Origin of the sequence: Cupriavidus phytohabitans (assembly GCF_000426345.1) — a bacterium.
Lineage (GTDB): Bacteria > Pseudomonadota > Gammaproteobacteria > Burkholderiales > Burkholderiaceae > Cupriavidus.
The window spans coordinates 1-24,347 of the sequence record NZ_AUFE01000027.1; the positions used below are offsets into that span (position 1 = coordinate 1).

The 24,347-nt window shown below is 63.7% G+C and carries 19 protein-coding genes and 5 pseudogenes; 20 read left to right on the top strand and 4 right to left on the bottom strand.

The features are described from left to right. Positions 1 to 226 (bottom strand): annotated as a pseudogene (locus K309_RS0119455) (IS5/IS1182 family transposase); the annotation flags it as partial. 595 nt (positions 227 to 821) lie between these two features. Then, on the bottom strand, positions 822 to 1,646 hold the full coding sequence (locus tag K309_RS0119460) for an IclR family transcriptional regulator (protein WP_029047985.1): 825 nt from the start codon (positions 1,644 to 1,646) through the stop codon (positions 822 to 824). Positions 1,647 to 1,791: 145 nt separating this feature from the next. Here K309_RS0119460 and K309_RS36855 point away from each other — a divergent pair. The 9 genes and pseudogenes from K309_RS36855 to K309_RS41770 form a co-directional block, all read left to right on the top strand. Then, positions 1,792 to 2,808 (top strand): annotated as a pseudogene (locus K309_RS36855) (amidohydrolase family protein); the annotation flags it as partial. Between the two features lie 155 nt (positions 2,809 to 2,963). Continuing rightward, positions 2,964 to 3,920 (top strand): Bug family tripartite tricarboxylate transporter substrate binding protein, encoded by a 957-nt coding sequence (locus K309_RS0119470; protein ID WP_369796456.1) that lies wholly within the window; start codon positions 2,964 to 2,966, stop codon positions 3,918 to 3,920. Positions 3,921 to 3,980: 60 nt separating this feature from the next. Further along, on the top strand, positions 3,981 to 5,180 hold the full coding sequence (locus K309_RS0119475) for a CaiB/BaiF CoA transferase family protein (protein WP_029047987.1): 1,200 nt from the start codon (positions 3,981 to 3,983) through the stop codon (positions 5,178 to 5,180). Then, on the top strand, positions 5,177 to 6,049 hold the full coding sequence (locus K309_RS0119480) for a citryl-CoA lyase (RefSeq protein WP_029047988.1): 873 nt from the start codon (positions 5,177 to 5,179) through the stop codon (positions 6,047 to 6,049). The genes K309_RS0119475 and K309_RS0119480 overlap by 4 nt, the downstream gene beginning before the upstream one ends. Positions 6,050 to 6,200: 151 nt before the next feature. After that, a complete protein-coding gene (locus K309_RS0119485) occupies positions 6,201 to 7,160 on the top strand; it encodes a Bug family tripartite tricarboxylate transporter substrate binding protein (protein WP_029047989.1) in 960 nt (319 codons plus the stop codon). 200 nt (positions 7,161 to 7,360) lie between these two features. Then, positions 7,361 to 7,468: pseudogene (locus tag K309_RS42980) on the top strand (LysR substrate-binding domain-containing protein); the annotation flags it as partial. Positions 7,469 to 7,914: 446 nt separating this feature from the next. Next, on the top strand, positions 7,915 to 9,507 hold the full coding sequence (locus tag K309_RS0119490; RefSeq protein ID WP_029047990.1) for an aspartate:alanine exchanger family transporter: 1,593 nt from the start codon (positions 7,915 to 7,917) through the stop codon (positions 9,505 to 9,507). A gap of 58 nt (positions 9,508 to 9,565) precedes the next feature. Beyond that, positions 9,566 to 10,558, top strand: coding sequence for a 2-hydroxyacid dehydrogenase (locus K309_RS0119495; RefSeq protein ID WP_029047991.1), 993 nt, complete (start codon positions 9,566 to 9,568; stop codon positions 10,556 to 10,558). 60 nt (positions 10,559 to 10,618) lie between these two features. Next, positions 10,619 to 10,909, top strand: a complete 291-nt coding sequence (locus K309_RS41770; RefSeq protein ID WP_156914398.1) for a hypothetical protein — start codon at positions 10,619 to 10,621, stop codon at positions 10,907 to 10,909. Positions 10,910 to 11,032: 123 nt separating this feature from the next. Here K309_RS41770 and K309_RS0119500 read toward each other — a convergent pair whose 3' ends face one another. Next, entirely contained in the window at positions 11,033 to 11,956 is a 924-nt protein-coding gene (locus tag K309_RS0119500) for a LysR family transcriptional regulator (RefSeq protein WP_029047992.1), read from the bottom strand. A gap of 136 nt (positions 11,957 to 12,092) precedes the next feature. On the opposite strand from K309_RS0119500, the gene K309_RS0119505 reads away from it, so the two are divergent. The 10 genes and pseudogenes from K309_RS0119505 to K309_RS43985 all read left to right on the top strand — a co-directional run. Continuing rightward, positions 12,093 to 13,517, top strand: coding sequence for an aldehyde dehydrogenase family protein (locus K309_RS0119505; protein ID WP_029047993.1), 1,425 nt, complete (start codon positions 12,093 to 12,095; stop codon positions 13,515 to 13,517). Between the two features lie 131 nt (positions 13,518 to 13,648). After that, positions 13,649 to 14,950, top strand: coding sequence for an MFS transporter (locus K309_RS36860; protein WP_051320519.1), 1,302 nt, complete (start codon positions 13,649 to 13,651; stop codon positions 14,948 to 14,950). Between the two features lie 59 nt (positions 14,951 to 15,009). After that, positions 15,010 to 16,647: a fatty acid--CoA ligase gene (locus tag K309_RS0119515; RefSeq protein ID WP_029047994.1), complete on the top strand. Its 1,638-nt coding sequence runs from the start codon at positions 15,010 to 15,012 to the stop codon at positions 16,645 to 16,647. 139 nt (positions 16,648 to 16,786) lie between these two features. Next, positions 16,787 to 17,694, top strand: a pseudogene (locus K309_RS36865) (TauD/TfdA dioxygenase family protein). Between the two features lie 47 nt (positions 17,695 to 17,741). Next, the gene (locus K309_RS0119525; protein WP_029047995.1) at positions 17,742 to 18,932 is read left to right on the top strand and encodes a lipid-transfer protein; all 1,191 of its coding nucleotides are present in this window, start codon (positions 17,742 to 17,744) and stop codon (positions 18,930 to 18,932) included. Between the two features lie 54 nt (positions 18,933 to 18,986). Continuing rightward, entirely contained in the window at positions 18,987 to 19,430 is a 444-nt protein-coding gene (locus K309_RS0119530) for a MaoC family dehydratase N-terminal domain-containing protein (protein WP_029047996.1), read from the top strand. Positions 19,431 to 19,443: 13 nt separating this feature from the next. Then, on the top strand, positions 19,444 to 19,863 hold the full coding sequence (locus tag K309_RS0119535; protein WP_029047997.1) for a MaoC family dehydratase: 420 nt from the start codon (positions 19,444 to 19,446) through the stop codon (positions 19,861 to 19,863). 73 nt (positions 19,864 to 19,936) lie between these two features. Continuing rightward, a complete protein-coding gene (locus K309_RS0119540; RefSeq protein WP_029047998.1) occupies positions 19,937 to 20,767 on the top strand; it encodes an SDR family NAD(P)-dependent oxidoreductase in 831 nt (276 codons plus the stop codon). A gap of 21 nt (positions 20,768 to 20,788) precedes the next feature. After that, the gene (locus K309_RS0119545) at positions 20,789 to 21,937 is read left to right on the top strand and encodes an acyl-CoA dehydrogenase family protein (RefSeq protein WP_029047999.1); all 1,149 of its coding nucleotides are present in this window, start codon (positions 20,789 to 20,791) and stop codon (positions 21,935 to 21,937) included. A gap of 364 nt (positions 21,938 to 22,301) precedes the next feature. Next, positions 22,302 to 22,376, top strand: a pseudogene (locus K309_RS43985) (SEC-C metal-binding domain-containing protein); the annotation flags it as partial. Positions 22,377 to 22,415: 39 nt separating this feature from the next. Here K309_RS43985 and K309_RS0119555 read toward each other — a convergent pair. Continuing rightward, a complete protein-coding gene (locus tag K309_RS0119555) occupies positions 22,416 to 23,303 on the bottom strand; it encodes a LysR family transcriptional regulator (protein ID WP_029048001.1) in 888 nt (295 codons plus the stop codon). Positions 23,304 to 23,400: 97 nt separating this feature from the next. Between K309_RS0119555 and glaH the strand changes: the two genes are divergently transcribed. After that, positions 23,401 to 24,330: a glutarate dioxygenase GlaH gene (gene glaH, locus K309_RS0119560; RefSeq protein ID WP_029048002.1), complete on the top strand. Its 930-nt coding sequence runs from the start codon at positions 23,401 to 23,403 to the stop codon at positions 24,328 to 24,330. Positions 24,331 to 24,347: the final 17 nt, after the last annotated feature.

Sequence of the window (24,347 nt, forward strand, 5' to 3'; positions counted from 1 at the left end):
GGCGAGGCCGGCCAGCGGCACTGACGCCGGCACCGGCCACTGCCAGTGTCGGACCAAACAAGTCCTCGCCGACCACAGTGCGTCCATCCTTCCCCTTGCGCGCAAGCACCGGCGCCAGGGCCGCCTCAATGTTGTTCCATGGCATCCGGGTCGCCAGCACTGCGAGCGGATGCCGTAGATCAATCATCCCGTCCAAGCGGCTGCGAAAGAAGTCCGGTGTGCTCATCAGCAAGGCCCTCAAATCTCCCAGGATTTAAATCAGATTCCTATTCGATCTGGGAGTTCTGCACGCAGCACAATTCTTCCGACGCCTTGCTGCGCCTTACCCTTCAACATTCTGCAGGCCGGACTAAGTAATAAGAGATATAAAGCTGGAATAGAGCGCGCAACAGTCCGGCATATTTTCCGGCGGACAAGGGTCGAGGCGGACCATGAAAGCAGCGGGCGAAACGCCCCACAGGTCCGTTGCTTCGCACTGAAAAGCTATGGCCGCATGGATGATGAGCGCGGTCGCACGAACCTCAATCCTCGACAACAGCGCCGGCTGCCGTCGGAGGCAAAAATAAAAATGCAATTAATCGCCAAGCTGGTCGATCGGCAGTCTTCGTAGCAGCACGCAGATGGGCGGGGAACCGAAGTTTCGCGGGTTCATGGACACTTGAGCACCGTGCGCGGGATTCTGGATTGGTCTTGCATTGCACGCTCTCCGGCTCTTTGGTACCGAGACGAAACCCCGAGGCGGGGCGGCATTCCAGGAATCCGGTGCAGCGCTTACGGGATTGCTTGGCCCAGGTCTGGACGCACCGAAGAGTCTGCGCTACCTACGGTGCCTCATGGGCGCCGGTGGCACCGCTGGTGATGATTTGCTGCATGTGCAGCTGCGCAATACTGCTATCGAATCGCCCTCCATTGCCGCCGAGGATCTCGGTGGCCTGCCTGGCAGTCTTTAGCAGCGTTGTCACTGCCGCGAACATGGTCGGCGCAGCGGCGAGTCTCTGCTTTGGCCCGGACAAGGTCAAGGCGCCGACGAGTTGCCCCATCGCGCTGAAAACAGGGACTGAAGCGGCCGCAGTCTCGGACTCGCGCTCGCCATATGACACAGCCCACAAGCGCTCGCGAACCTCGTGCCAGCGTTCATCGCTGGTTTCGCTGAACGCCAGCAACACCTTGCCCGAGGCACCGCGATCAATGGGGAACTCATCGCCGACACCGATCGCGACGCGCACAGCGCGCGCCGGCTCCACCCGATACAGCACCAGCCGCCGGTCCCCCTGACGGACATAGAACGAAGCGGTCTCGCCAAGCTCGCGGCTGAGTTGCTCAAGCAAAGGCTCAATGACAGGACCGACGCGAAACGATCGCTGATAAATCGCGGCCAGCCGTAGCGGCTGTGGGCCAATTGCATACTGGCCATCGTCAAGCTTGCGAATGAAGCCGCCGTGCTCCAGCGCGCCCAGCAAGCGCAACACCGTACTCTTGTACATATCCGTGCGGCGCGAGAGTTCCGTCAGCGTCAGGCGGTCATCGTTGGGGCCGAATGCCCCAAGAATGGCAAAAGCGCGATCCAGCACCGCCACGCCGCTGGAACTGTCGGCAGGCGGGACCTCGGTCCGGCCATCGAGCGGAGAAGTGGAGTTGTGGCCCATGTTGGTCGTGGCTGTTTGTTCTGTCCAGTAGAACACGTTTTCAAAAAAATAGAAAGATGAGGGTATACCCTCCTTTCTAACGCGGTTTCTCGCGCCTAAAGTTCTTTTCCATAGAACACGGGTCTGTCTGAGAGAACAAAGCGCGATGAGTAACTACCTTCCCGTTCGGCCCGAATGGCTAGCCTCTGCCACCGAGGAGGCGCTTGAGCCGTTGTTGCCAATCGTCGATGCGCATCACCATTTCTACGAGCGCCCGGGATGGACCTACCTGCGCGACGACTATCTGCAGGATCTGCGCTGCGGGCACAACATCCAGGCGTCCGTGTATATGCAAGCCCTGACCCGCTACCGCGTAGCAGGCCCTGAGGCACTACGTCCGGTCGGCGAAACCGAGTTTGTTTCGCAGGCAACGCCAACGCACGCCGGCGGGGAGCCTCAAGTTGCCCAGGCCATCGTGGGCTACGCGGACTTGCGGCGTGGCGCGGCTGTGCGCGAAGTCCTGGAAGCCCACCTCGCTGCCGGCGGCGGCCGTTTCCGGGGCGTGCGCCACCTCACCACCTGGGATGCCGACGCCTCCCTCGCCAATCCTCTTACCGCCGCACCCCGCGGACTGCTGCTGGATCCTGGATACCGCGCAGGCGTTGCAGAGCTGGCGCCCCTGGGACTGTCCTACGATGCCTGGCTGTTCTTTCCGCAGCTCCCGGAATTGTTCGACCTGGCCAAAGCCAACCCGGATACGGTTGTCATCGTCAACCATTGCGGCGGCATCGTGCGCATCGGCCAGTACCGTGACAAGCCGGCGGAAGTGTTCACGCAGTGGTCGCGCCACATGCGCGAACTGGCCCGCCTACCTAACGTACGCGTCAAGCTGGGCGGCCTGGGCATGCGCATCAACGGCTTTGGCTTTGACCAGGGGGAGCGCCCGCCGTCATCGGTTCAGCTCGCCGACACGTGGAAACCGTGGATGCTCACGTGCGTGGAAGCGTTTGGCGCCGAGCGCTGCATGTTCGAAAGCAATTTCCCGGTCGACAAGGGTTCGTACCCCTACAGCAACGGCTGGAACGCCTTCAAGCGCCTGACTGCACAGGCCAGCGCAGCCGAGCGCGACGCGCTGTTCCGCGGGACGGCCAGTGCCGTGTACCGGCTTGGCGAATCGCCTTAATCCACCTTGAATTGCCAGCCCCTGCTGCTGCAGGCCAGCTCCTCCACCTTCTGCCAACAACCCACACGCCATCCGCCCGTACAGGAGACGACATGACTCACGCTCACACTCACCAGCCGTTCGCCACGGCAACCCGCCGCAGTTTTGCCCGGGCCATGCTCGGTTGCACGGTGTCGGCGCTGCTCGCCGCCGGCGTCACAGGCGCGGCTGCGGCCGAGGCCTATCCATCCCAGCCGGTCCGGCTGGTCGTGCCGTTCCCGCCTGCCGGCGGCACCGACGTGCTCTCGCGCCTGGTGTTCAACAAGATCGGCCAGGCCACGAATTGGAAGGTAGTGGTGGAGAACCGCGCCGGCGCCGGCGGCAATATCGGACTCGATAGCGTCGCCAAGGCCAAGCCGGATGGCTACACCCTGGGCATGGGCCAGACCGCCAACCTGGCGATCAATCCCACCTTGTATCCGAAGATGCCCTACAACGCCCGGAAGGACTTCACGCCGGTAGTCCTGGTCGCGGCGCAACCGGTCGTGCTGATCGTGCGTAGCGATGCCCCTTACAAGAACGTTGCCGATCTGGTTGCGGCGGGCAAGGCGAAACAGCTATCGATGGCATCGGCAGGCGCCGGCACCGTCGGCCACCTCACCGGCGAAATGTTCGCGCGCCGCGCCGGCATCAAGATGCTGCACGTCCCTTACAAGGGAGCCTCACCAGCGCTGACCGACCTGATGGGCGGGCAGACCGATTTCTATTTCGCCACGCCGCCGATCGCGATGCCGATGGTCAAGGCCGGCAAGGTCCGTGCGATCGCCGTGACCTCCGCCAAACGCCTGCCGCTGCTTTCCGCCGTGCCGACCGTGGCGGAGTCGGGCTACGCCGGCTTCCAGGCGGAAGACTGGAAGGCCCTGGTGGCGCCCGCCGGCACGCCGGCGGAAGTGGTGGCGCGCCTGAATGCCGAGGTCAACAAAGTGCTGGCACAGCCGGACACCATCACCAGGCTGCGCGAAGAAGGCAGCGAGCCGCGCGGCGGCTCTGCCAAGGACCTGACGACCTTCATCCAGAGCGAAAACACGCGCTGGGGCGACATCGTGCGTCAGTCCGGCGCCCGCGTCGAGTAATTCATTCAGTGGTGCCGCGGCGACTGTACTGCTGCAACACCACGCTATCGGAAGCCAGTCATGCAAAAGCCTTTGCGCAATACTCGCGTGCTCGACCTCACCAACGTGCTGGCCGGGCCCTTCTGCTGCCACCAGCTTGCCCATATGGGCGCCGAGGTCATCAAGGTGGAAACGCCCGGTACCGGTGACCTGGCACGCCAGCTGGGCGCCGATGCCGAGCTGAACCAGCGCCTGATGGGCGTGTCGTTCCTCGCCCAGAATCCCGGCAAACAGTCGATCACCATCAACTTGAAGCACGCCCATGGCAAGGAAATCTTCCGCAAGCTGGTGCGCAGCGCCGACGTGGTGGTGGAGAACTTTCGTCCCGGCGTGATGGACCGCCTCGGCCTGGGGTACGAGACGCTCAAGCAGGACAACCCGCGCCTGATCTATTGCGCGATCTCGGGCTTCGGCCAGGACGGCCCGCTGGCTGAACTGCCGGCCTACGACCAGATTATCCAGGGCATGTCCGGGGTGATGAGCATCACCGGCAACCCGCAGACGGCCCCGTACCGGGTCGGCTATCCGGTGTCGGACACCATCGGCGGGCTGACCGCGGCCTTTGCGGTGGCGGCATCGCTCGCCGACCACCAGCGCACCGAGGGCTACTTCATTGATGTCTCGATGCTGGAAGCGACGCTCGCCACCATGGGCTGGGTGGTGTCGAACCACCTGATCGCGGGCAGGGCGCCGGTGCCGATGGGCAACGAGAACATGACCGCAAGCCCCTCGGGGACGTTCCGCACCGGCGACGGCCTGCTCAATATCGCCGCCAACAAGCAGGAACAGTTCGAGGCTGTGTGCCGCGTGGTGGGCAAGCCCGAACTGGCCACCGATGAACGCTTCGCCCAGCGCCAGGCGCGGCTGGCCAACCGAGCTGCGCTGACGGCAGCGCTGGAGGCCGAGCTGGCCAGCAAAGCGGCCACCGAGTGGTGGCCGCTGCTGAACGAGGCCGGCGTACCGGCGGGACCCGTGCTGAGCGTGCCCGACACGCTCGCCCATCCCCAGGTGCGTGACCGCGGCATGATCGGTGAATTTGCCGATGCGCCGGGCGTTGGTCGCGACATTCGCGTGGTGCGTACGGGCTTCAAGCTCAATCGCGAGGCCCCGGCCGTCGACACGCCACCACCCGAACTCGGCCAGCATACGCGCGCGATCCTGGGCAGCCTGGGCTACAGCGACGCGGACATCGACCAACTCAGCCAGGAGCGCGCAATATGAGCCGCATCGAACAAGCCCCCAACACGCCCGATAGCACCATGGACGCCGGCCAACGCTTGTCGCAGGACTGGTGGCGCACCGAGATCATCGACATGCGCCCCGGCGAAATTCGCTATCGAGGCTATCCCATCGAGCAGCTGATCGGCCGCGTGTCGTTCGCACAGATGATCTGGCTGATGCTGCGCGGCGAACTGCCGGGGCCCGGCCAGGGCGAACTGCTTGATGCCGCCCTGATGGCGGCCGTGGACCACGGCCCGCAGGCGCCCAGCATCGCCATCGCGCGCATGGCGGCCACCTGCGGCGTGGGGCTGAACAACGCGATGGCCTCGGCTGTCAACGTGCTGGGCGACGTGCATGGCGGTGCCGGCGAGCAGGCCGTCGAGCTGTACCAGGACATCGCGCAACGCATCGACGCAGGCGCCGGCCTGGATGAGGCGGTCGGTGCCGGCCTGGAGCGCTACCGCGACCTGCACGGCAAGTTCGTCTCAGGGTTCGGCCACCGCTTTCATCCGCTGGATCCCCGGGCGCCGCGGCTGCTGGCGCTGGTCGACCAGGCATCGGAGAGAGGCGTGGTCAACGGCCGCTACGCCGCGATTGCGCGCGCAGTGGAAAACGCCCTTGGCGCAGGCCGCAGCAAGCCGATCCCGATGAATATCGACGGCGCCACCGCTGTCATCTATGCCGAACTCGGCTTCCCGGCGCCGCTGGCGCGCGGGCTGTTCTGCCTGTCCCGCTCGGTCGGCATTCTCGCGCATGCGTGGGAGCAGACCAACCAGGGCGGGCGCAACAAGGGACCGATCCCTCGGCAGTTCCTGTGGACGTATGACGGCACGCCCCAGCGCGACGTGCCGGAGCCTCCGCGCGAATAGGACCACGATGCCGTCTTGCGACGAGCGAGACGTCATCCAAAGCATCTCTCGACAAGACGCGGGCGACGGCAGTCGCCCCGCGATGACCCGCATCGCCCGGACGCCGCATCACCGGCGCCGGACAACGACAAGCCACACCAAGGAGACAACCATGTTGAACCGACTGATCGCTACCGTTGCCATGCTCTGCGCCACCCTGCCGGGCCATGCCGAGACCTGGCCCAGCAAGCCGGTGCGCATCGTCGTGCCGTACTCGGCCGGCGGCACCACCGATTTCGTTGCCAGGCAGGTCGCCCAGAAACTGACCGAGAGCACCGGCAAATCCTTTTTTGTTGAAAACAAGCCAGGAGCCAGCGGGACGATCGGTACCATGCAAGTCGCGCGCGCCGCCCCCGACGGTTACACCCTGCTCGCGAACGACACCACGTACACGATGCTGCCGTCACTCTTCAAGACCCTGCCCTGGGACCATGAGCGTGACCTGGTGCCGGTCACCACCATCGCGCAGACGCCGGTAATTATCATTGTTCCTACAGGATCGGCATTCAAAAACCTGCAGCAACTGATCGCATACGCCAAGCAGAACCCCGGCAAGCTCAACTTTGGCTCCGGCGGCGCAGGGAGCTCGACACATCTGGCGGCAGAAGTGTTCGAGAAAAGCTCAGGCGTCTCCCTGACGCACATTCCCTACAAGGGCGCTGGCGAAGCATTGATGGGCCTGATTGCCGGAAATGTCGATCTGCTGATTACCGCGACACCCACTGCGATCCCGCAGGTCAAGGGCGGCAAGGCACGAGCGTTGGCGGTCACTGGTGCAGCCCGTGTACCGACACTCCCGGAGGTGCCGACGTTCACCGAGGCTGGACTGAAAGATTACGCCGTGACCAACTGGTTTGGCCTTGCTGCGCCCAAGGGGACGCCTCCAGACCTGGTTGCCAAGCTTCAGTCCGAAGTGCAGAAGAGCGTGCAAAGCGCCGACGTCAAGGAGCGACTGGCGAGCATGGGGGCACAACCCGGCGGAATTCCGTCAGCGGAGTTTGCGAAACGGATCAAGCAAGACACCGTTACCTGGACGCAAGTGGCAAAGGCAGCCAATGTCAAGCCGGAGTAATTGGCGCGCATCTGCATTCCATGCCTGCGCGGCGGCATTCCAGCGGCGCTCGACGTCTTGCAGTATGGCCTGTGCGCGCCCCGCGGCCGTGCTGATGGTGACTATATATCGGTCATGCTTGCCATGTCGTTTCAAGGAGGTCCGCGCTTCCCGCCATCCTTGTCTCCCAGCTTTGCAGACCATGCTACGACGATGGCGCGCTGCGGCTGGAGATCCATGTCGGCCGCAGTCCGTTCCTGATGGAAGCACTGCGCCGCGGCGAGATCGACCTGACCGTCTCCACGCGCGAGGATGCCACGCTGGACGGATCTTCGACAACACGGGCAGAAATCAAGGCTGTCTGGAAGAAAATGCAATTAATCGCCAGGCGAGCAACCCAACAAAGAATGGAGCCAACAGGCAAGTGGGTTTGTGTTCGTGATGTCCCGCCGGGACTGCTCAGGGTAGGCTCGGAGGTACTTTCACGATCGTGAAAGTAAAATTCGCCTTGCCTGAAGCTCACTGGCGGTGCTCGCGGAGAAGCTGTGTGGGGGCTCTTGCGCCGGCAGCTTGCGGCATGTGGCATGCCTCGTCCGTCTGGCGGGCAGCCGTCCTATGCCCGGCACCGCAACCGTGGAATCGATTTGACGTCCGGCACAATTGACCTACCCTGCATATTCAGGCCCTGAGCGAGGAGAGCGGTGCTCCCCGCCCATCTATTTCGGCAAGCCATACCGGCCTGTCCCGCTGATCTTTCGGCTAGAAGGAACTGGCAATGGATGCAGTCCGGGTCTTATTCGAAACCCAGCCCTTGTTCACTTTGCTCCTCACGGTTGCACTGGGTTACGTTGTCGGCGAAATTAATATCAAGGGCGTTGCGCTGGGTTCCGGCGCCGTGCTATTTGTCGGCTTGGCAATCGGGGGGTTCGCACCCAAAGCGGCGCCGCCCCCGCTGGTCGGGACTCTCGGCCTGCTGCTGTTCCTCTATGGCATCGGCATCCAGTACGGCGCCCAGTTCTTCGAGGGGCTGACCAGTACCCGGGGACTGAAGGCCAATGCCGCCGCGGCCCTGGGAGTTATCGGTGCCGGAATGGCGTCGCTGGCGCTGGTTCCGCTGTTCGGGCTGAAGCTCGATGAGTCGCTGGGCATCTTTGCCGGCACCGGGACCAGCACGGCGACATTGCAGGCCATCATTGCGGCCATGAAGGGCGATGGCGCGGCGGTTGGCTACAGCGTGGCATACCCGTTCGGTGTGGCGGGCCCGATCCTGATTCTCTATGTCCTCGGTGCGGTGCTTAAAGCGAAAATCGAGGCGCCAGCGGCAAAGATCATTGAGACTGCCGAGATTTCCCTGCGCAACCCGGAGCTCGTCGGCCTCACGCTTTCCCAGCTGAAGGCGCGCCTGCCAGCGGGGCTGGCCATTGCGGCGGTGCGTCGCGAGCACCATAACCAGCTGCCAACGGAAGACCTTGTCCTGCGCACGGACGACGTTCTGCTGGCGACGTCCACCGAGCCCGCATTGCTTCGGGAAGCTGCTGGCATGTTGGGAGAGTTGCAGCCAGGCCGGATGAGCAGTCATCGCGAGGACCTTGACTATGTCCGCCTGTTTGCCTCAAGCCGTGCCGTGGTCGGGCTTGCGCTGCGCGATATCCGCTTTCCTGATGGCATCGCAAGTTCGATCGTCCAGGTACGCAGGGGCGACGCGGACATGCTGCCAAGCCCCGAGCTCATCCTCGAAGTCGGGGATCGGGTCGGGCTGCTAGTGAATCGCGCCCACACCAAGACCATGCGCAAGTTTTTCGGCGACTCCATCAAAGGTACCGCAGAGCTGAGCTTCATTTCCATCGGCATTGGCGCGGCGGTGGGCCTGCTGGCGGGCATGATTCCCCTGCCGGTCCCGGGCGCTGGCAAGCTGACCCTCGGACTGGCCGCACTGCTGCTGGTTGCGCTCTATCTGGGAAAGATCCGTCGTTCGGGCCCGCTCGTCTGGACCATGCCGCTTTCTGCCAACCTGGTGCTGCGCAATCTCGGGCTTACCATTTTCCTGGCACAGGTGGGAATATCCTCAGGGCCCAGGTTCTTCTCGACCATTGCCATCACCGGAGCTTCGCTGCTTTTCTACAGCCTGCTCATTGTTCTGGTGCTCGTGCTGGTCACGGCCCTGGCTTGCCTGTGGATCTTCAGGATGCCTTTCGATGTGGCAGCGGGCGTCATCTGCGGGGCGACCGGAAATCCGGCAATCCTGGCGTTCGCCAACCGCGTAGCGCCCACGGAGCAGCCGGATATCGGCTACGCCATGATCTTTCCTTCGATGACGGTTACCAAGATCCTGTTCGTGGAGATTGCCATGGTCCTGGCTGGCGGGTAGGGCAAACAGGCATTTCTGCCCGAAGCCCCGGGACCTCATTCCGACCCGGAGAGAAGCGATGAAAGTTGCCGTATTCAGCGCCAAGCCCTATGACCGAGAGTATCTTGACGCCGCCAATGTTGCCGAAGGCCATCAACTCGACTTCTTCGATGTTCAGCTCGACATCAATACTGTCAGTCTGGCCGCTGGTCATGGAGCAGTCTGTATTTTCGTGAACGATGTCGCGGATGCAGCCGTGCTCAATGTGCTCCGGCGTGGCGGCACGTCACTGGTTGCGCTGCGCTGCACCGGATTCAACAATGTCGATCTTGGCGCCGCAGCGGGTCCCGACATGAAGGTGGTGCGAGTCGTGACGTACTCGCCCAACTCGGTGGCAGAGCATGCCGTGGCCCTGCTGCTGGCTATCAACCGGAAGATCCACCGTGCCTACAATCGCACGCGGGACTTCAATTTCTCGCTCGATGGCCTGATGGGGTTCGATTTCTGCGGCAAGACCGTCGCCGTGGTCGGCACCGGGAAGATCGGTCGGGTATTTGCCCGCATCATGCTTGGCTTCGGATGCGAAGTGATCGGCTATGATGTGTTTCCCTCACCGGAATTCGAAGCCTTAGGCGGCCGCTACGCCCAACCCGGCGAAATCGGCGCCAGTGCGGACATTATTTCCCTGCATTGCCCACTGACTCCGCAGACTCACCACATCATCAATGCTGACGCACTGGCGCGCGCCAAGCCCGGGGCACTGCTGGTCAATACCAGCCGCGGAGGCCTGCTCGATACCGTGGCCGCAATCGATGCACTGCAGAGCCGACAACTTGGTGGGCTGGCACTGGACGTGTACGAGCAGGAAGCCGATCTGTTCTTCCGTGATCTCTCCAGCACTATCATCGCCGACGACGTGATGCAGCGATTGGTCTCGTTCCCAAACGTCATCGTGACCGGGCACCAGGCCTTTCTCACGCGGGAAGCCGTGTCGACGATCTGCCAGACGACCCTGCGCAGCATGACTGAATTCGAGTCCGGCCTGGCGCTGACGAACGAGGTCAGCGCATGAATTTGGAGGCCACGTCGTGCGTCGATAAGCTGATGAGCTTTCATCGCCACGACAGCGACCTTGTCCGCTTGCACGCCGCAGAGCCAGGCCAGCGCGTTAGCGTACATCCATGGACGATGCACGTACTTTCTCGACAGCTTTGGCCACGGTGCCGGCAAGGATGCGATTGTTGGCGACGTTCGCTTGCGCGGGCAAGTTCCGCAAGAGCCGCGATACCCCAGCGTCTCCGTTATCGCTCCACGCTGCATCCGGGCCGATGCCCTGAAAAAAGTCGTGACCCTGGCCGGCATTGAGTCCCCAATCACCATCAAAGCCTTGTCGCTCTATCACGCGCAGGCCGTTGTTTCATAACCAAATCTCCTTGTATCACCTGAAAGGCACCGGAATTTGCCTCACCTGGCGTGACGTGGTACTCAAACTTTCCTTTGTGCTACGAAATCCGGACGGCAGCGCTGCACGAGCGCAACTGGAACGTCATGGCTGGCAGTCGTCGGCAGGTCTCAAGACGCTGTTCGCTACGCGTTCAATGCATTCCATGGCGGATCTTGCAATGGGCGAAGGGGTTCGTCCCGTCAGCGAAACGATGCCCGGGCGCACGATCAATACCGGAGCATCCATGATCGCAAGTTTGACCAGGGCGCCGGCTTCAACGTCGGCGGCGACGAGTGCACGGGGACTTGCCAGAACTGCTTCTGTGCTGAGTGCCACGGCGCGTAGGATGCCGAAGTTGTCGCATTCCAGCGCCGGCACCGTGGTGCTGGCCGGTTGGCCCAATGTTGCGGCCAGCGTGGCCTGCATCATGGCCGGCGGCGTCGCCGACGCCAGCCCGAATTGCCAGATCTGCGCGAATGCGCAGCGAGTTCCAGCCAGCGGATGGCCCGAGCGAGCGTAGAACTCGATCCGCTCGGCAGGCAGGAGCCGGATGGTTAGCGCAGTTTCTTCGGGCAGCTCATTGGTGTCCGAGACAAAGAACTCGATGTTTTCCCCGCGTAGCCGCTCCAGCAACTGCTTCCAATTGCTTTCCTCCACCCGCAGCGCGACCCTGGGATGGCGTTGCCGCAGCTCGGACAAGACGCGCGGCATCAGCGTCACCGCGGGGAAGGGTCCTACGCCAAAGGCCGTGTCGCCCAGCTCCACATCCCGATAAAGGTCGATATTGCGCTGCAGGCAGCGGGCGTCGAACAGGAGCTTGCGCGCACCATCGATCACAAATTGTCCCGCCGGCGTTGGGCGAACATCTGCATCGCCTCGCTCAAACAAGCGCAGGCCGAGTTCTGCTTCGATGGCCTGGATGCTGCGGCTGAACGCCGGCTGGCTGAGATGGACGCGCGCGGCCGCGCGCGCGAAATGCAACTCATCGGCCAAGGCAAGAACGTGGCTGAGACGGCGGAGATCCATACTACACGCATTGCGTCCAACGCATTGATCGGATGCTGATTATGCATTGGACGAATCACGGTGGCAAACCTAAAGTCAGCGCATCAAGTCCCGGCGATGAACGGGACGACCCGGATGCAGGACAAACGGAGACACCATGAAAGTGCTGGACAAGTTCTACATCAACGGCGAGTGGGTAGCCCCGTGCATGCGCGCCACCTACGCCGACATCATCGACCCCGCGACCGAGGCGGTCATCGGCAAGCTGGCCATGGGCAGCGCTGAGGACGCCGGGCGTGCCGTACAGGCCGCGAAGGCAGCGCTGCCGGCGTGGTCGGCCACCCCGCGTGAGACCCGTGTCGCGCTGCTGGAGCGCGTGATGGCGGGCTACCAGGCGCGTCTGGGCGAACTGGCGGACGCGGTGCGGTGCGAGATGGGTGCTCCGGTGACGCTCTGTCAATCGCTGCAGGCGCCCATCGGCCTGGGCCAGATTCAGGCCACGCTTGAAGCGTTGCGTGATTTCGAGTTCGAGAGCGAGCGCGGCCGCAGCCGGATCCGGCGCGAGGCGGTCGGCGTGGCGGCGCTGATCACTCCATGGAACTGGCCGCTGAACCAGATCGCGGCAAAGGTTGCGCCGGCGCTTGCAGCGGGCTGCACGATGGTGCTCAAGCCGTCGGAGATCGCGCCGCTGGATGCAGTGCTGTTCGCCGAGATCCTGCACGCCGCCGGGGTGCCGGCTGGCGTCTTCAATATGGTGTTCGGCGACGGCAGCGTGGTAGGGGCTGCGCTGTCGTCGCACCGCGACGTGGACATGGTTTCCATCACTGGTTCGACCCGCGCTGGCGTAGAGGTGGCCATTAACGCCGCACCAACCGTCAAGCGCGTGGCGCAGGAACTTGGCGGCAAGTCCGCGCTGGTCATCCTCGACGATGCCGACCTGCAGGCTGCCGTCACCACCGGCGTGGCGCAGTGCATGATGAATGCCGGCCAGACCTGCATCGCGCCCACGCGCATGCTGGTGCCGCGCCAGCGCTACGAAGAGGCGGTGTCGATTGCCGCGGCAGCGGCCGATGCCATTTGCGTGGGCGATCCCGCCGATCCGCAGACCGGCATGGGCCCGATCTCCAACCGCGCGCAGTACCAGAAAGTGCAGCGCATGATCGGCATCGGCCTGGAGGAGGGCGCGCGGCTGGCCGCGGGGGGAGCGGGACGACCACACGGGCTCGAATGCGGTTTCTATGCCAGGCCGACCATCTTCGCCGACGTCCGCAACGACATGACGATCGCGCGCGAGGAGATATTCGGCCCGGTGCTCGTAATGATTCCCTACGACGGCGAGGAGGCGGCGATCGCCATCGCCAACGATACCGACTATGGCCTCGCCGCCTACGTGGCCGGCACCGACCCCGACCGCACGCAACGCGTGGCGGCGCGGCTGCGCGCCGGGGTGGTTTTCGTCAATGGCGCCATGCTTGACCTGGCTGCGCCCTTCGGCGGATGCAAGACCTCAGGCAACGGACGGGAATGCGGTCCGGAAGGCCTGGCCGAGTTCCTCGAGACCAGGACGGTGACGTCGCCCTGAGCGGGCACGCCGCCTGCAGTTCTCTCGCGGCCTGCGGGCCGCGGCGCCCTACGCTGTCCCATTGACGATTTCCCCGGCGGCCGCCATCGATGGCAACCCGCCGCGGAGACTTGCACCTTGCCGGAGAACGCATGAACACCTCCTATCAACCGGCCATGGCCTGGCGCACCGCCTTGCTGCTGGTGGTCTATATGGTCATCAATTTCGCCGACAAGATCGCGGTCGGCCTGCTGGCCGTGCCGATGATGACGGAGCTGGACCTGTCGCCTGCACAGTTCGGGCTGATCGGCAGCAGCTTCTTCTGGCTGTTCGCCATCGCGGGCGTCAGCGGCGGCTTCCTGGCCAACCGCCGGCCGACGACCGGCATCCTGCTGGCGATGGCGTTGGCCTGGTCGGTGCTGCAGATCCCGATGGCCATGTCGTCCAGCCTCTTCGTGCTGGTGGCGGCGCGCGTGCTGCTGGGCGCCGCCGAAGGACCGGCGTGGCCCGTTGCGGTCCACGCTTGCTACAAATGGTTTCCCAACGAGAAGCGCGAACTGCCGGTGGCCTGCCTGGCGCAAGGCGGCGCCATCGGGCTGCTGCTGGCAGGCATGGCCATGCCGCTGGTGACGGCGCATTGGGGATGGCGTGCCAACTTCTACGCGCTGGCCGTGATCGGCTTCGCCTGGGCGCTGCTGTGGATGGCGCTGGGGACGGAAGGCCGGGGCGCCGACGCCGAGACGCGCGAGGAGAAGGCCGGCATGCACGTGCCCTATCGCCGGCTGCTGGCCGAACCCACGGTGGCGGCATGCATCGCCATGAAGTTCTTCTCCTACTGGGGACTGGCTCTGACGCTGACCTGGTTGCCAGCCTATTTGCAGAAGGGCCTGGGATATGGCGCCGTCGAATCGGGAAGGCTGTACGCGGCACTCATCGCCATGGGCCTGCCGATCAGCCTCGCGGGATCGTGGCTGGTGCGTCAGTTGCTGGCGCGCGGCGTGTCGTCGCGGACGGCTCGCGCAAAGGTGGCCGCGGCGGCCGTCGCCATGGGCGGGGCGGCATTCATGCTGGTGTGGCTGGGAGAACTGCCGCCGTTGTGGCGCGCGGCGCTGATCGGCCTGACGCTGGGGCTGGCGCAGGTCATGTATGCGGTGGGACCCGCCATCCTGGCGGAAGTGGTGCCCGATTCGCAGCGCGGCGCCATCCTTGCCATCGACAACTCCATTGCTTCGTTTGCCGGCGTGCTGGCGCCGCTGGTCACCGGCTTCCTGGTGCAAGGCATGAGCGGCAGCGCGGGCTATGAAGCGGGCTTTGCCCTCTGCGGGCTGCTGATGGTCGCCGGCGCGTTGGCCGGGGGCTTGGCGATCGATCCGGCGCGCGCCGCCTTGTCCGTGCGCCGGCACGCGAGACCTGCCTACCACTATCGCGGCGAGGCCGCGGCATCGAGCCACTGACAGCCCATGGCGCCCTGGCAGGCAATACCCAACAAAGACACCGAATGGAGCAGAGACATATGACCGCCTACCACTTTCCCCTGCTGATCAAGCAGTTGCTGGCCACGCCGATCGCTCAGCGCTCGCGCAACGACATTGTCTATGACGACCGCGTGCGCTTTGGCTATCCCACGCTGGTCGAACGCATCGGCCGGCTCGGCAGCGCGCTCACCCGGCTGGGCGTGGCCCGCGGCAGCACGGTCGCGGTGCTCGACTGGGACAGCCATCGCTACCTGGAAGCCTATTTCGCCGTGCCGATGCTGGGCGCGACGCTGATGAAGACCAACATCCGCCTGTCGCCGGAGCAGATTGCCTATACGCTCGACCATGCCGAGGCGGAGACGCTGCTGGTCAACGTCGACTTCCTGCCGCTGATCCACGAAATCCGCGCGCATTTGCCGCGCGTCAAGCGCCTGATCTGCCTGGCCGAAGACGGCAAGGTGCCGCCGGAGCTTGACTGGGCCGGCGAATACGAGGCGCTGCTTGCCGCCGGCGATCCGGCGCATGCGTTTCCGGAATTCGACGAGAACACGCGCGCGACGCTCTTCTACACCACGGGCACCACCGGCCTGCCGAAGGGCGTCTCGTTCAGCCACCGCGACCTCGTGCTGCACAGCCTGACCGCGCTGGCAACGCTGTCGCAGTCCGGCGAGAACGCGAGCTTCTCGCGCAACGAGGTGTACATGCCCCTGACGCCGATGTTCCACGCGCATGCCTGGGGCTTTCCGTACATTGCCACGCTGTGCGGCTGGAAGCAGGTCTACCCTGGCCGCTACGAGCCATCGAAGCTGGTGAACCTGTTCCGCAAGGAGGGCGTCACCTTTTCGCATTGCGTGCCGACCGTCCTGCACCTGGTGCTGTCGGCGCCGGCCGCGCAGGACGCCGACTTCGGCGGATGGAAGGTCGTGATCGGCGGCAGTGCCCTGTCCCGCGCGCTGTGCAGGCAGGCGCTGGCGCGCAACATCGACATCTTCTCCGGCTATGGCATGTCCGAGACCTGCCCGTTGCTGAGCCTGGGCCAGATCAAGAGCGACGTGGCCCAGGACATCGCCGACCCCCAGGCGCGACATGAGCGCGAAGTCGACATCCGCGTCGGTGCCGGGCTGCCAGCGCTGCTGACGCAGATGCAGGTGGTCGGCGCCGATATGCAGCCAGTGCCTGTGGATGGCGTATCCGTCGGCGAAGTGGTGGTGCGCGCGCCCTACCTGACCCAGGGCTACATGAAGAACCCCGACGCCAGTTCCGCGCTGTGGGAGGGCGGCTGGCTGCATACCGGAGACATCGGCCGATTGGACGCGGATGGCTATCTGCATCTGGTGGACCGGGCCAAGGATGTGATCAAGAGCGGGGGCGAGTGGGTCTCGTCGATCGACCTCGAAGATGCCATTTCCCAGGTGGCGGGCGTGTCCGAGGTGGCCGTGATCGGCGTCCCGGACGCGAAATGGGGAGAAAGGCCGATGGCGCTAGTTGTGCCACGCGCAGGCGATGCCCCTCTGGATGCCGACACCGTGCGCAGCCACCTCGCGGCACTGGCGGATGCCGGAACGATCTCGAAGTACGCCATTCCGGAGCGCATCCTGCTGGTCGACCACATCGACAAGACCAGCGTGGGCAAGCTCGACAAGAAGCGCCTGCGCGAACGCTATCAGCAGAACTGACCAGCGTCGTGCTGGCCATGGTGTTCCGGCGCTGAAAGGCGCAACCATCAATCGCGGTCTGGTAAGCACCGGACCGGCTGCCTCAAGGAAAATTGGAATGAGCGAACAAGCATTTGCTGCCGCGCCGAATAGCCCGGCCATGATCCGCCCGGGTGTCCGCAAGGCCTCGTTCACGGTGGAACCCGTCGCGACCTGCCTCGGGGCGGAGATTGGCAACATCGATCTCAGGGTGCCGCTCGAAGACGATCAGTATCTGGCATTGCGCGCGGCGCTGTTGAAACACAAGGTATTGTTCTTCCGGGACCAGGATATCAGTGCTGCGCAGCAGGTCGCGCTGGCGCGTCGCTTTGGCGACCTTGAGGTACATCCCGTCTTTCCCCACCACCCCGACCACCCGGAGCTGGTGATACTCGGTGGCGATAACAAGCAGGCGGCGCGCGAGAATATCTTCCACACCGACGTGAGCTGGCGCAAGCGTCCGTCAATGGGTTCGCTGCTGCGTTGCGTCGAATGCCCGCCGGTCGGGGGCGATACGCTGTGGGTGAACATGGCCGCGGCGTACTCGGGCCTGCCCGCAGCGGTGCGTGAGCGGCTTGCCGGCCTGCAAGCCGTGCACGATATCCTGCCGGCCTGCAAGCCGTGCACGATATCCTGCCGGCCTTCGGCTCGCGCATGACTGCCGAGCAGCGCGAGGCCCGCCGCCAGGAGTTCCCGCCGGCGACACATCCGGTCGTGCGCACGCACCCCGAGACCGGCGAGCAGATCCTGTATGTGAATGAGGCGTTCACCACGCACTTGTCGAACTACCTGGAACAGCACGAGAGCCAGTATCGATTCGGCTTTGATTTCCGGATCGAGGAGATGGACCTGCTGCACTACCTGTTCCGCCAGGCGAGCGCGCCGGAATACCAGGTGCGCCTGCGCTGGCGTGCCAACACCATCGCGTTCTGGGACAACCGCTCCACGCAGCACTACGCCGTCCAGGACTACTTCCCTGCGCGCCGTTGCATGCTGCGCGCGACCATCATCGGCGACGCGCCGTTCTGAGCGCCACACCGTCAAGGTTTTTTCTGCCACCAGGGAGGGAGATTCATATGTCAAAAGCCGTAGTCGCCGGAGTCGGCATGATTCCGTTCAGGAAGCCAGGCGCCAGCGGTACGTACATCGAGATGGGTTCGGAAGCCGCGCGCATGGCACTGGGCGATGCCGGCCTCTCGTATGACCTCGTGCAGCAGGCTTACGTTGGCTATGTGTACGGCGACTCGTGCGCCGGCCAGGCTGCCTTGTATCCGGTAGGCCTCTCGCAAGTTCCGATCGTCAACGTCAACAACAACTGCTCGACCGGATCGACGGCATTGTTCCTGGCCCGCCAGGCGGTCGAGAGCGGTGCGGTGGAATGCGCGATCGCGTTGGGTTTCGAGCAGATGCAGCCGGGCGCGCTGAAGTCGCAGTGGGATGACAGGCCGGCCCCGCTGGGCACATTGCTGGACATCACCCGAGACCTCAACCAGGAAGCGTCGGCTGCAGGCATCCCTATTGCCCTGTTGCAGTTCGGGGGCGCGGGAAGGGAGCACATGGAGCGGTATGGCACCAGGCTGGAAACCTTCGCCGCGATCCGTGCCAAGGCCAGCCGCCACGCCGCCAACAATCCGCTGGCGATCTTCCGCAAGGTGGTTACCGTCGAAGATGTGATGGCCGATCCGGTGATCTGGCCTGGCGTGATGACCCGCCTGATGGCGTGCCCGCCGACCTGCGGCGCGGCTGCCGCCATGCTTTGCTCGGAAGCTTTCGCCAGGAAGCACAACCTGCGCGCCGACGTGCGCATCCTGGCCCAGTCCATGACCACTGACAGCCCGAAGGCTTTCGAGAGTCGCTCGATGATCGAGGTCGTGGGTTTCAGCATGGCGCAGGAAGCCGCTCGCCAGGTGTACGAGAGCGCCGGCGTCAGCCCGTCGGACATCAAGGTTGCGGAGTTACATGACTGCTTTGCGCACAACGAGTTGCTGACCTATGAATCGCTCGGCTTCGCGCCGGTGGGGGGCGCCGAGAGGTTCGTGCTTGACGGCGACAACACCTACGGTGGCAAGGTCGTGACCAATCCGTCGGGCGGCCTGCTGTCGAAAGGCCACCCGCTGGGCGCGACCGGCCTGGCGCAGTGCTATGAGCTGACGCGCCAGATTCGCGGCACGGCCGGGCCGACGCAGGTCGAGGGCGTGAACATGGCGCTGCAACACAACCTCGGCCTGGGCGGGGCCTGCGTGGTGACACTGTATGGCCGCGGCTAGGACGAAGTGGCGCCGGATGGCGGCGCCACCGGATATGAACAGCGAGATTCCCACATGGCAGACCAAAGTCTCATAGGCAGCAAGTTGTCCCACGGCACCGTCGAGGTCGAGAAGGGCCGCCTGCGCTTCTTCGCCAAGGCGATCGGCGAAACCGATCCGATCTACACCGACGAATCCGCCGCGCGCGACGACGGCCATCCCGCCTTGCCGGTCCCGCCGACCTTCCTTTTCTGCCTGAACAGCGAGGTGGGCGAGCTGAGCAAGACGCTGGAAGTCCTGCAGATGGACCTGGGCCGCATCCTGCATGCCGAGCAGGTTTTCGATTACCACCGCATGGCCTACGCCGGCGACGTGCTGCAGTTCGAAACCCGGGTCTCGGACGTCTACGACAAGAAGGGCGGTGCGCTGCACTTCGTCGTGCAGGAAACCCGCGTTACCAACCAGAAAGGCGAGCACGTCGCTGACCTGCGCAGCACGCTGGTCGAGCGCCGTGCCTAATGAGATATTCCCAATGCAAGCACCGCGCTATGAAGACGTGAAGGTCGGCGACCTACTGCCGGCGCTGGCCCTGCCGGCCATCAACCGTACCACGCTGGCGCTTTACGCCGGCGCCTCGGCTGACCATAACCCAATCCACATTGACATCGACTTTGCGCGCAAGTCGCGGATGCCGGACGTGTTCGCGCACGGCATGCTGTCGGCCGCCTACCTCGGCCGACTGCTGACCGGTTGGGTGCCGCAGCCGGCGCTGCGAAGTGTCGCGATCCGGTTCACCGGCATCACCCACCTGGGTAACCAGCCGACATGTACCGGTGAAGTCGTCGAGAAATTCGAGGCTAACGGCGAGCATCGCGTGAAGGTGGCGATCAGGTCCACCAATCAGCATGGCGAGGACAAGCTGGTTGGCGAGGCCATCGTCGCGCTGGACTGACTGATTGCCGCCCCACGCCCCTCAATGGGAGAGCGGGGCAGAACCCGACAGAGCATCCAAAGGAGACTCCTAAATGACCAAACTCGCAGGCAAGTCCGCCATCGTCACCGGCTCGGGCCGTGGCATCGGCCGGGAAGTGGCCCTGAAACTGGCGGCCGAAGGCGCACGTGTGGTGGTGAACGACCTCGACGCGGAGCCGGCGCACGAAGTGGTCGGCCTGATCAAAGCGCAAGGCGGGGAGGCCGTGGCCTGCGTCGGCAGCGTGACCGCTTCCGACTTCGCCGACCGCCTGGTGAGCACTGCTGTCACGAATTATCAAGGCATCGACATTATCGTCAACAACGCCGGCTTCACCTGGGACAACGTGATCCAGAAGATGACCGACGAGCAGTGGTACGCCATCATGGATTGCCACCTGACGGCTCCCTTCCGCATCCTGCGCGCTGCTTACCCGGTCATCAGCGCCGCCGCCAAAGCAGAGGCCGCCGAGGGCAGGGAGGTGTTCCGCAAGATCGTCAACATTTCGTCGGTCTCAGCCGGCGGCAACGTCGGCCAGGCCAACTATTCGACGGCCAAGGCCGGCATCCTCGGCATGACCAGGACGCTGGCCAAGGAATGGGGTCGCCTGAAGGTCAACGTGAACGCCGTTGCCTTCGGCCACATCGAGACCCGCCTGACCGTGCCCATTGCCGGCAAGGAAAGCGCCACTGTCAATATCGAAGGTCGCGAGATCAAGGTCGGCATCAGCGAGGCGCTGGTCGAGCAGTCGAAAAAGATGATCCCGCTCGGCCGACCGGGCACCCCGGTCGAGGCCGCCGGTTCGGTCTACCTGTTCTGCCAGCCGGAGTCGAACTACGTGACCGGGCAGGTGCTCATCTGCGGCGGCGGTATCGGTAGCATCTGAGGCGGAACCGGGGGAATTAGCATGCTAGAAAATTTCCGTTCGCCGTGGATGGATGAGGACCTGGACGCGTTCGCCGATGCGGTGCAGCGCTTCTGCAAGGACATCATCGAGCCCAACGAAATGAAATGGCGCGCGCAGCATCACGTCGACCGCCAGGTCTGGCGCAAGGCCGGCGAACTTGGCCTGATCCTGCCCGATCTGCCCGAGGCCTATGGCGGCGCCGGTGGCACGGCGGCGCATGCGGCGGTGGTGGCGCGCGAAATGGGCTACGCCGGCAGCACCGGCTTCGGCTATGGCATCAACTACCTGGTGGGACATTACCTGGGCAGCTACGGCACCGAGACCCAAAAAAGTCGCTGGCTCCCCGGCATCGCGTCCGGCGAGATCATCACGGCGGTCGCCATGACCGAGCCGGGCACCGGCTCGGACCTGCAGGGCGTGCGGACCACGGCGCGCAAGCGCCCCGATGGCAAGTACGTCATCAATGGCGCCAAGACCTTCATTACCAACGGGCAGATGTGCGACATGGTGGTGGTGGTCGCCAGGACTGGCGACGAACCGGGGGCTAAGGCCATCTCGCTGCTGATCGTGGATGCCAACAACCCTGGCTTCCGCCGTGGTCAGTGCCTCGACAAGGTGGGCCAGGACTCCGGCGACACCTCCGAGCTGTTCTTCGACGAATGTGTGGTGGAGGCCGATGCGCTGCTTGGCGGCGTGGAAGGCCAGGGCTTCTTCCAACTCATGGGCCAGCTTCCGTACGAACGCGCCCTGATCGCCGTTGGAGCCGCCGCGCAGATGGAGCGGGCCCTTGCACTGACTGTGGCGTACGTCAAGGAGCGCAAGGCCTTCGGCAAGGCGCTGATCGAGCAGCAAAACACACGCTTCGTGCTGGCCGATGTCAAGGCCACGGCGACGGCTTCGCGCGCCTTTGCCGATCACATCATCAGGCACTGGATCGACGGCACGCTCGACTCGTCGCTGGCCTCGATGGGCAAGTTCTGGCTGACCGAGCGCCAGGGCGAGGTAATCGACAAGTGCCTGCAGTGCTTCGGCGGGTATGGCTACATGCTGGAATACCCGATTGCCCGCATGTATGCGGATGCCCGCGTGCAGCGAATCTACGGCGGCGCCAACGAGATCCAGCGCGAACTGGTGGCGCGTTCGCTGTAACGCCGGGATCGGGGCTGCGCCAGGCCTGCGATTCCTGCAGGCCTGGCGTGAGCGGCTTCGAGCGCCGTCCGCGACGTGATGACGTCGCTTTCTGCTTCGCGAAGCCGGCCGAGCAGGCAGACAGACCCTCAACACGGAGATTGTGTCCGTGCTGCTCGATTTGAACGCGGTGGAGTCCATCGACCTGATCCGGGAGGCATATGCCAAGGATTGTGTCGATCTCGACGGGGTTGGCGCGGAGGACGTCGAGATCGCGCTTGGCTTGCGCACCGAACGCGCAACCGCACCCAAGCGAGGAAAATTCTTTCAGCGCCTGCGGGACCTGTCCAACTATCAAGAAGCGACGCGCCCCCGTACCGCTGGGCCAAAGACCGGAAGAAATGATCCCTGCCCGTGCGGAAGCGGGAAGAAGTACAAGAAATGCTGCCTGGAGGTGTGACGGGGAGTAATGATGCAACCGAGATTTCGGACGACGAACTCAGATGGCGACTCCCAGTTTCACAAACGCGCGCACGGCCGCCGATAGCTCCCTGCGTCTGTGAGCCAGTGCTAAGTGCACAGGCAAACTGAAATCAGCAATCTGTTTGTAGCAAATCCCGGGCTGTGAAAAATTCCGCATCGACTCCGGCACGATCGCTATGCCGTAGCCCGCGGACGCCATACTGATCGCGGAGATGAAATCCTGAACGCGATACTCGAGATGCGGGGTAAAGCCGCCGGCTTTTCCCAATGCAGACAGTACGTGCCCGAATCCTTCTTCGTCGTCGAACTGAGGGACGATAAAAGGCTGTTCTGCCAGAACACGCGCCGGAACTGAGGCCCGGCTGGCCAATGGATGGCTCCGCGCCATCGCAACCAACAAGCGCTCTGTCTGTACAACCTTCGCAATCACGCCAGCCGGGTACAGACGTCTGGGCCTCACAATCCCGACATCGATCTGGCCGTCTTTCAGCGCCTCAAGCTGCCGGGGGGATTCCATCTGCACCACTTCGACCCGTACGTTTTCATGTGAGCACCGAAATTCAGTCAGCAACCTTGAAAGAAGGCCGCTGCTTACCGCGGAAGCCACGAATCCGATTCGGATGACGCCGGCAAGCCCCCTGGCAGCCAGTCGCCCCACCTGATCAGCGCGCTCGAGATGACGCAATGCGGCGACAGCCTCGGTGTGAAATAGGTGGCCTGCATCCGTAAGCGTGACGGGTTGTCGCTTGTTGCGGTTCAGCAGTGTTACGCCCAGGTCTCGTTCAAGGCGTTGAATCTGGGTGCTCAGGGCTGACTGGGCAACGTCCAGGCGGTCTGCAGCCTTGGCAAAGTGCAGTTCCTCGGCCACAGCCAGGAAGTACCGCAACTGGCGGACATCGATCATTTTTTAATCTCAAAAAGAGAACAAACATTACGCAATCCTGTCTGGATCGTATCAAAGTTTCGGGGTGAAATAACGAAACCCATTCACGGAAACAACGATGAACGCTTCACGCCCTGCGGCAGCCCTTTCCAGTCATGAGCAAACACGATTCAGGCTGACTGATCATCCGGAACACCATCGAATCTTGCAGGTGCAGGTCGACCCCGGCGCGCTTGCTGGCTTTGTCGATGAGGTTCGGCAGATCGACGTCCAGAACCTCGAATACGTCCCTTTCATGCGGTATAAGCTCGCGGATGTCCTCGCGAGGCATGTGGGGGAGGATTTCGCCGCTACGCTCATCGGCATTCTCAAGGATCGCCGTCACGGTGGCTTTACGGTCGGGCTTCAAGACATGTCCACTGATGCAACGGATTTTGTGCGATTCGGCACCGCCATCGCACACATTCTGGGCCCCTGCAATCATGACGCGATGTCCGGGACCTACTATGCCCGCGTCGTCGTCAAGCACACGGATGACAGCGATTCGTACCTGCGCCAGGCATACCGGCTATTCACCATGCACACTGACGGCACCTTCGTCAGCGAAGCGACGGACTGGCTCCTGATGATGAAGCTCGCCCAAGAGCATGCAATTGGCGGCGAATCGCGCTTCCTGCATATGGACGACTGGGACGACCGCAATCGCTTTGTCGATCACAGGCTGGGAACCAGGCCCTTCCTCTACAAGGCTCCCGGCTCAAAGAACGTCAGCGAGATGGTCGAACGACCGCTGTTCTTCCAGACTGAGTTCGGCCTGTCGATCTCGTTCATCGATCAGTTTGTACAGCCTCGCAATCGCGAGGAGGCTGCATTCCTCTGCGATCTCTCGGCGTCCATGGAAGCCTCGCCAGGGACAAAGGAGGTCTCTCTGCCAGTTGGGGAACTGGTTGTCTTGAACAACTACTTCTACGTCCACGGGCGCGCGCCTTTTGAAAAGAACGAATCCCTGTTCCGCGAGTTGATGCGGCAGCGAGGCATGTTCGCCTAGTCACACGGACGTCGTTC

Coding starts and splice junctions, on each gene's coding strand:
- K309_RS0119525 (WP_029047995.1), top strand. CDS start 17,742: ATGTCAAAAGCCGTAGTCGCCGGAGTCGGCATGATTCCGTTCAGGAAG.
- K309_RS0119535 (WP_029047997.1), top strand. CDS start 19,444: ATGCAAGCACCGCGCTATGAAGACGTGAAGGTCGGCGACCTACTGCCG.
- K309_RS0119500 (WP_029047992.1), bottom strand. CDS start 11,956: ATGGATCTCCGCCGTCTCAGCCACGTTCTTGCCTTGGCCGATGAGTTG.
- K309_RS0119545 (WP_029047999.1), top strand. CDS start 20,789: ATGCTAGAAAATTTCCGTTCGCCGTGGATGGATGAGGACCTGGACGCG.
- K309_RS0119480 (WP_029047988.1), top strand. CDS start 5,177: ATGAGCCGCATCGAACAAGCCCCCAACACGCCCGATAGCACCATGGAC.
- glaH (WP_029048002.1), top strand. CDS start 23,401: ATGAACGCTTCACGCCCTGCGGCAGCCCTTTCCAGTCATGAGCAAACA.
- K309_RS0119485 (WP_029047989.1), top strand. CDS start 6,201: ATGTTGAACCGACTGATCGCTACCGTTGCCATGCTCTGCGCCACCCTG.
- K309_RS0119515 (WP_029047994.1), top strand. CDS start 15,010: ATGACCGCCTACCACTTTCCCCTGCTGATCAAGCAGTTGCTGGCCACG.
- K309_RS0119530 (WP_029047996.1), top strand. CDS start 18,987: ATGGCAGACCAAAGTCTCATAGGCAGCAAGTTGTCCCACGGCACCGTC.
- K309_RS36860 (WP_051320519.1), top strand. CDS start 13,649: ATGAACACCTCCTATCAACCGGCCATGGCCTGGCGCACCGCCTTGCTG.
- K309_RS0119460 (WP_029047985.1), bottom strand. CDS start 1,646: ATGGGCCACAACTCCACTTCTCCGCTCGATGGCCGGACCGAGGTCCCG.
- K309_RS0119505 (WP_029047993.1), top strand. CDS start 12,093: ATGAAAGTGCTGGACAAGTTCTACATCAACGGCGAGTGGGTAGCCCCG.
- K309_RS0119470 (WP_369796456.1), top strand. CDS start 2,964: ATGCTCGGTTGCACGGTGTCGGCGCTGCTCGCCGCCGGCGTCACAGGC.
- K309_RS0119555 (WP_029048001.1), bottom strand. CDS start 23,303: ATGATCGATGTCCGCCAGTTGCGGTACTTCCTGGCTGTGGCCGAGGAA.
- K309_RS0119540 (WP_029047998.1), top strand. CDS start 19,937: ATGACCAAACTCGCAGGCAAGTCCGCCATCGTCACCGGCTCGGGCCGT.
- K309_RS0119475 (WP_029047987.1), top strand. CDS start 3,981: ATGCAAAAGCCTTTGCGCAATACTCGCGTGCTCGACCTCACCAACGTG.
- K309_RS0119495 (WP_029047991.1), top strand. CDS start 9,566: ATGAAAGTTGCCGTATTCAGCGCCAAGCCCTATGACCGAGAGTATCTT.
- K309_RS0119490 (WP_029047990.1), top strand. CDS start 7,915: ATGGATGCAGTCCGGGTCTTATTCGAAACCCAGCCCTTGTTCACTTTG.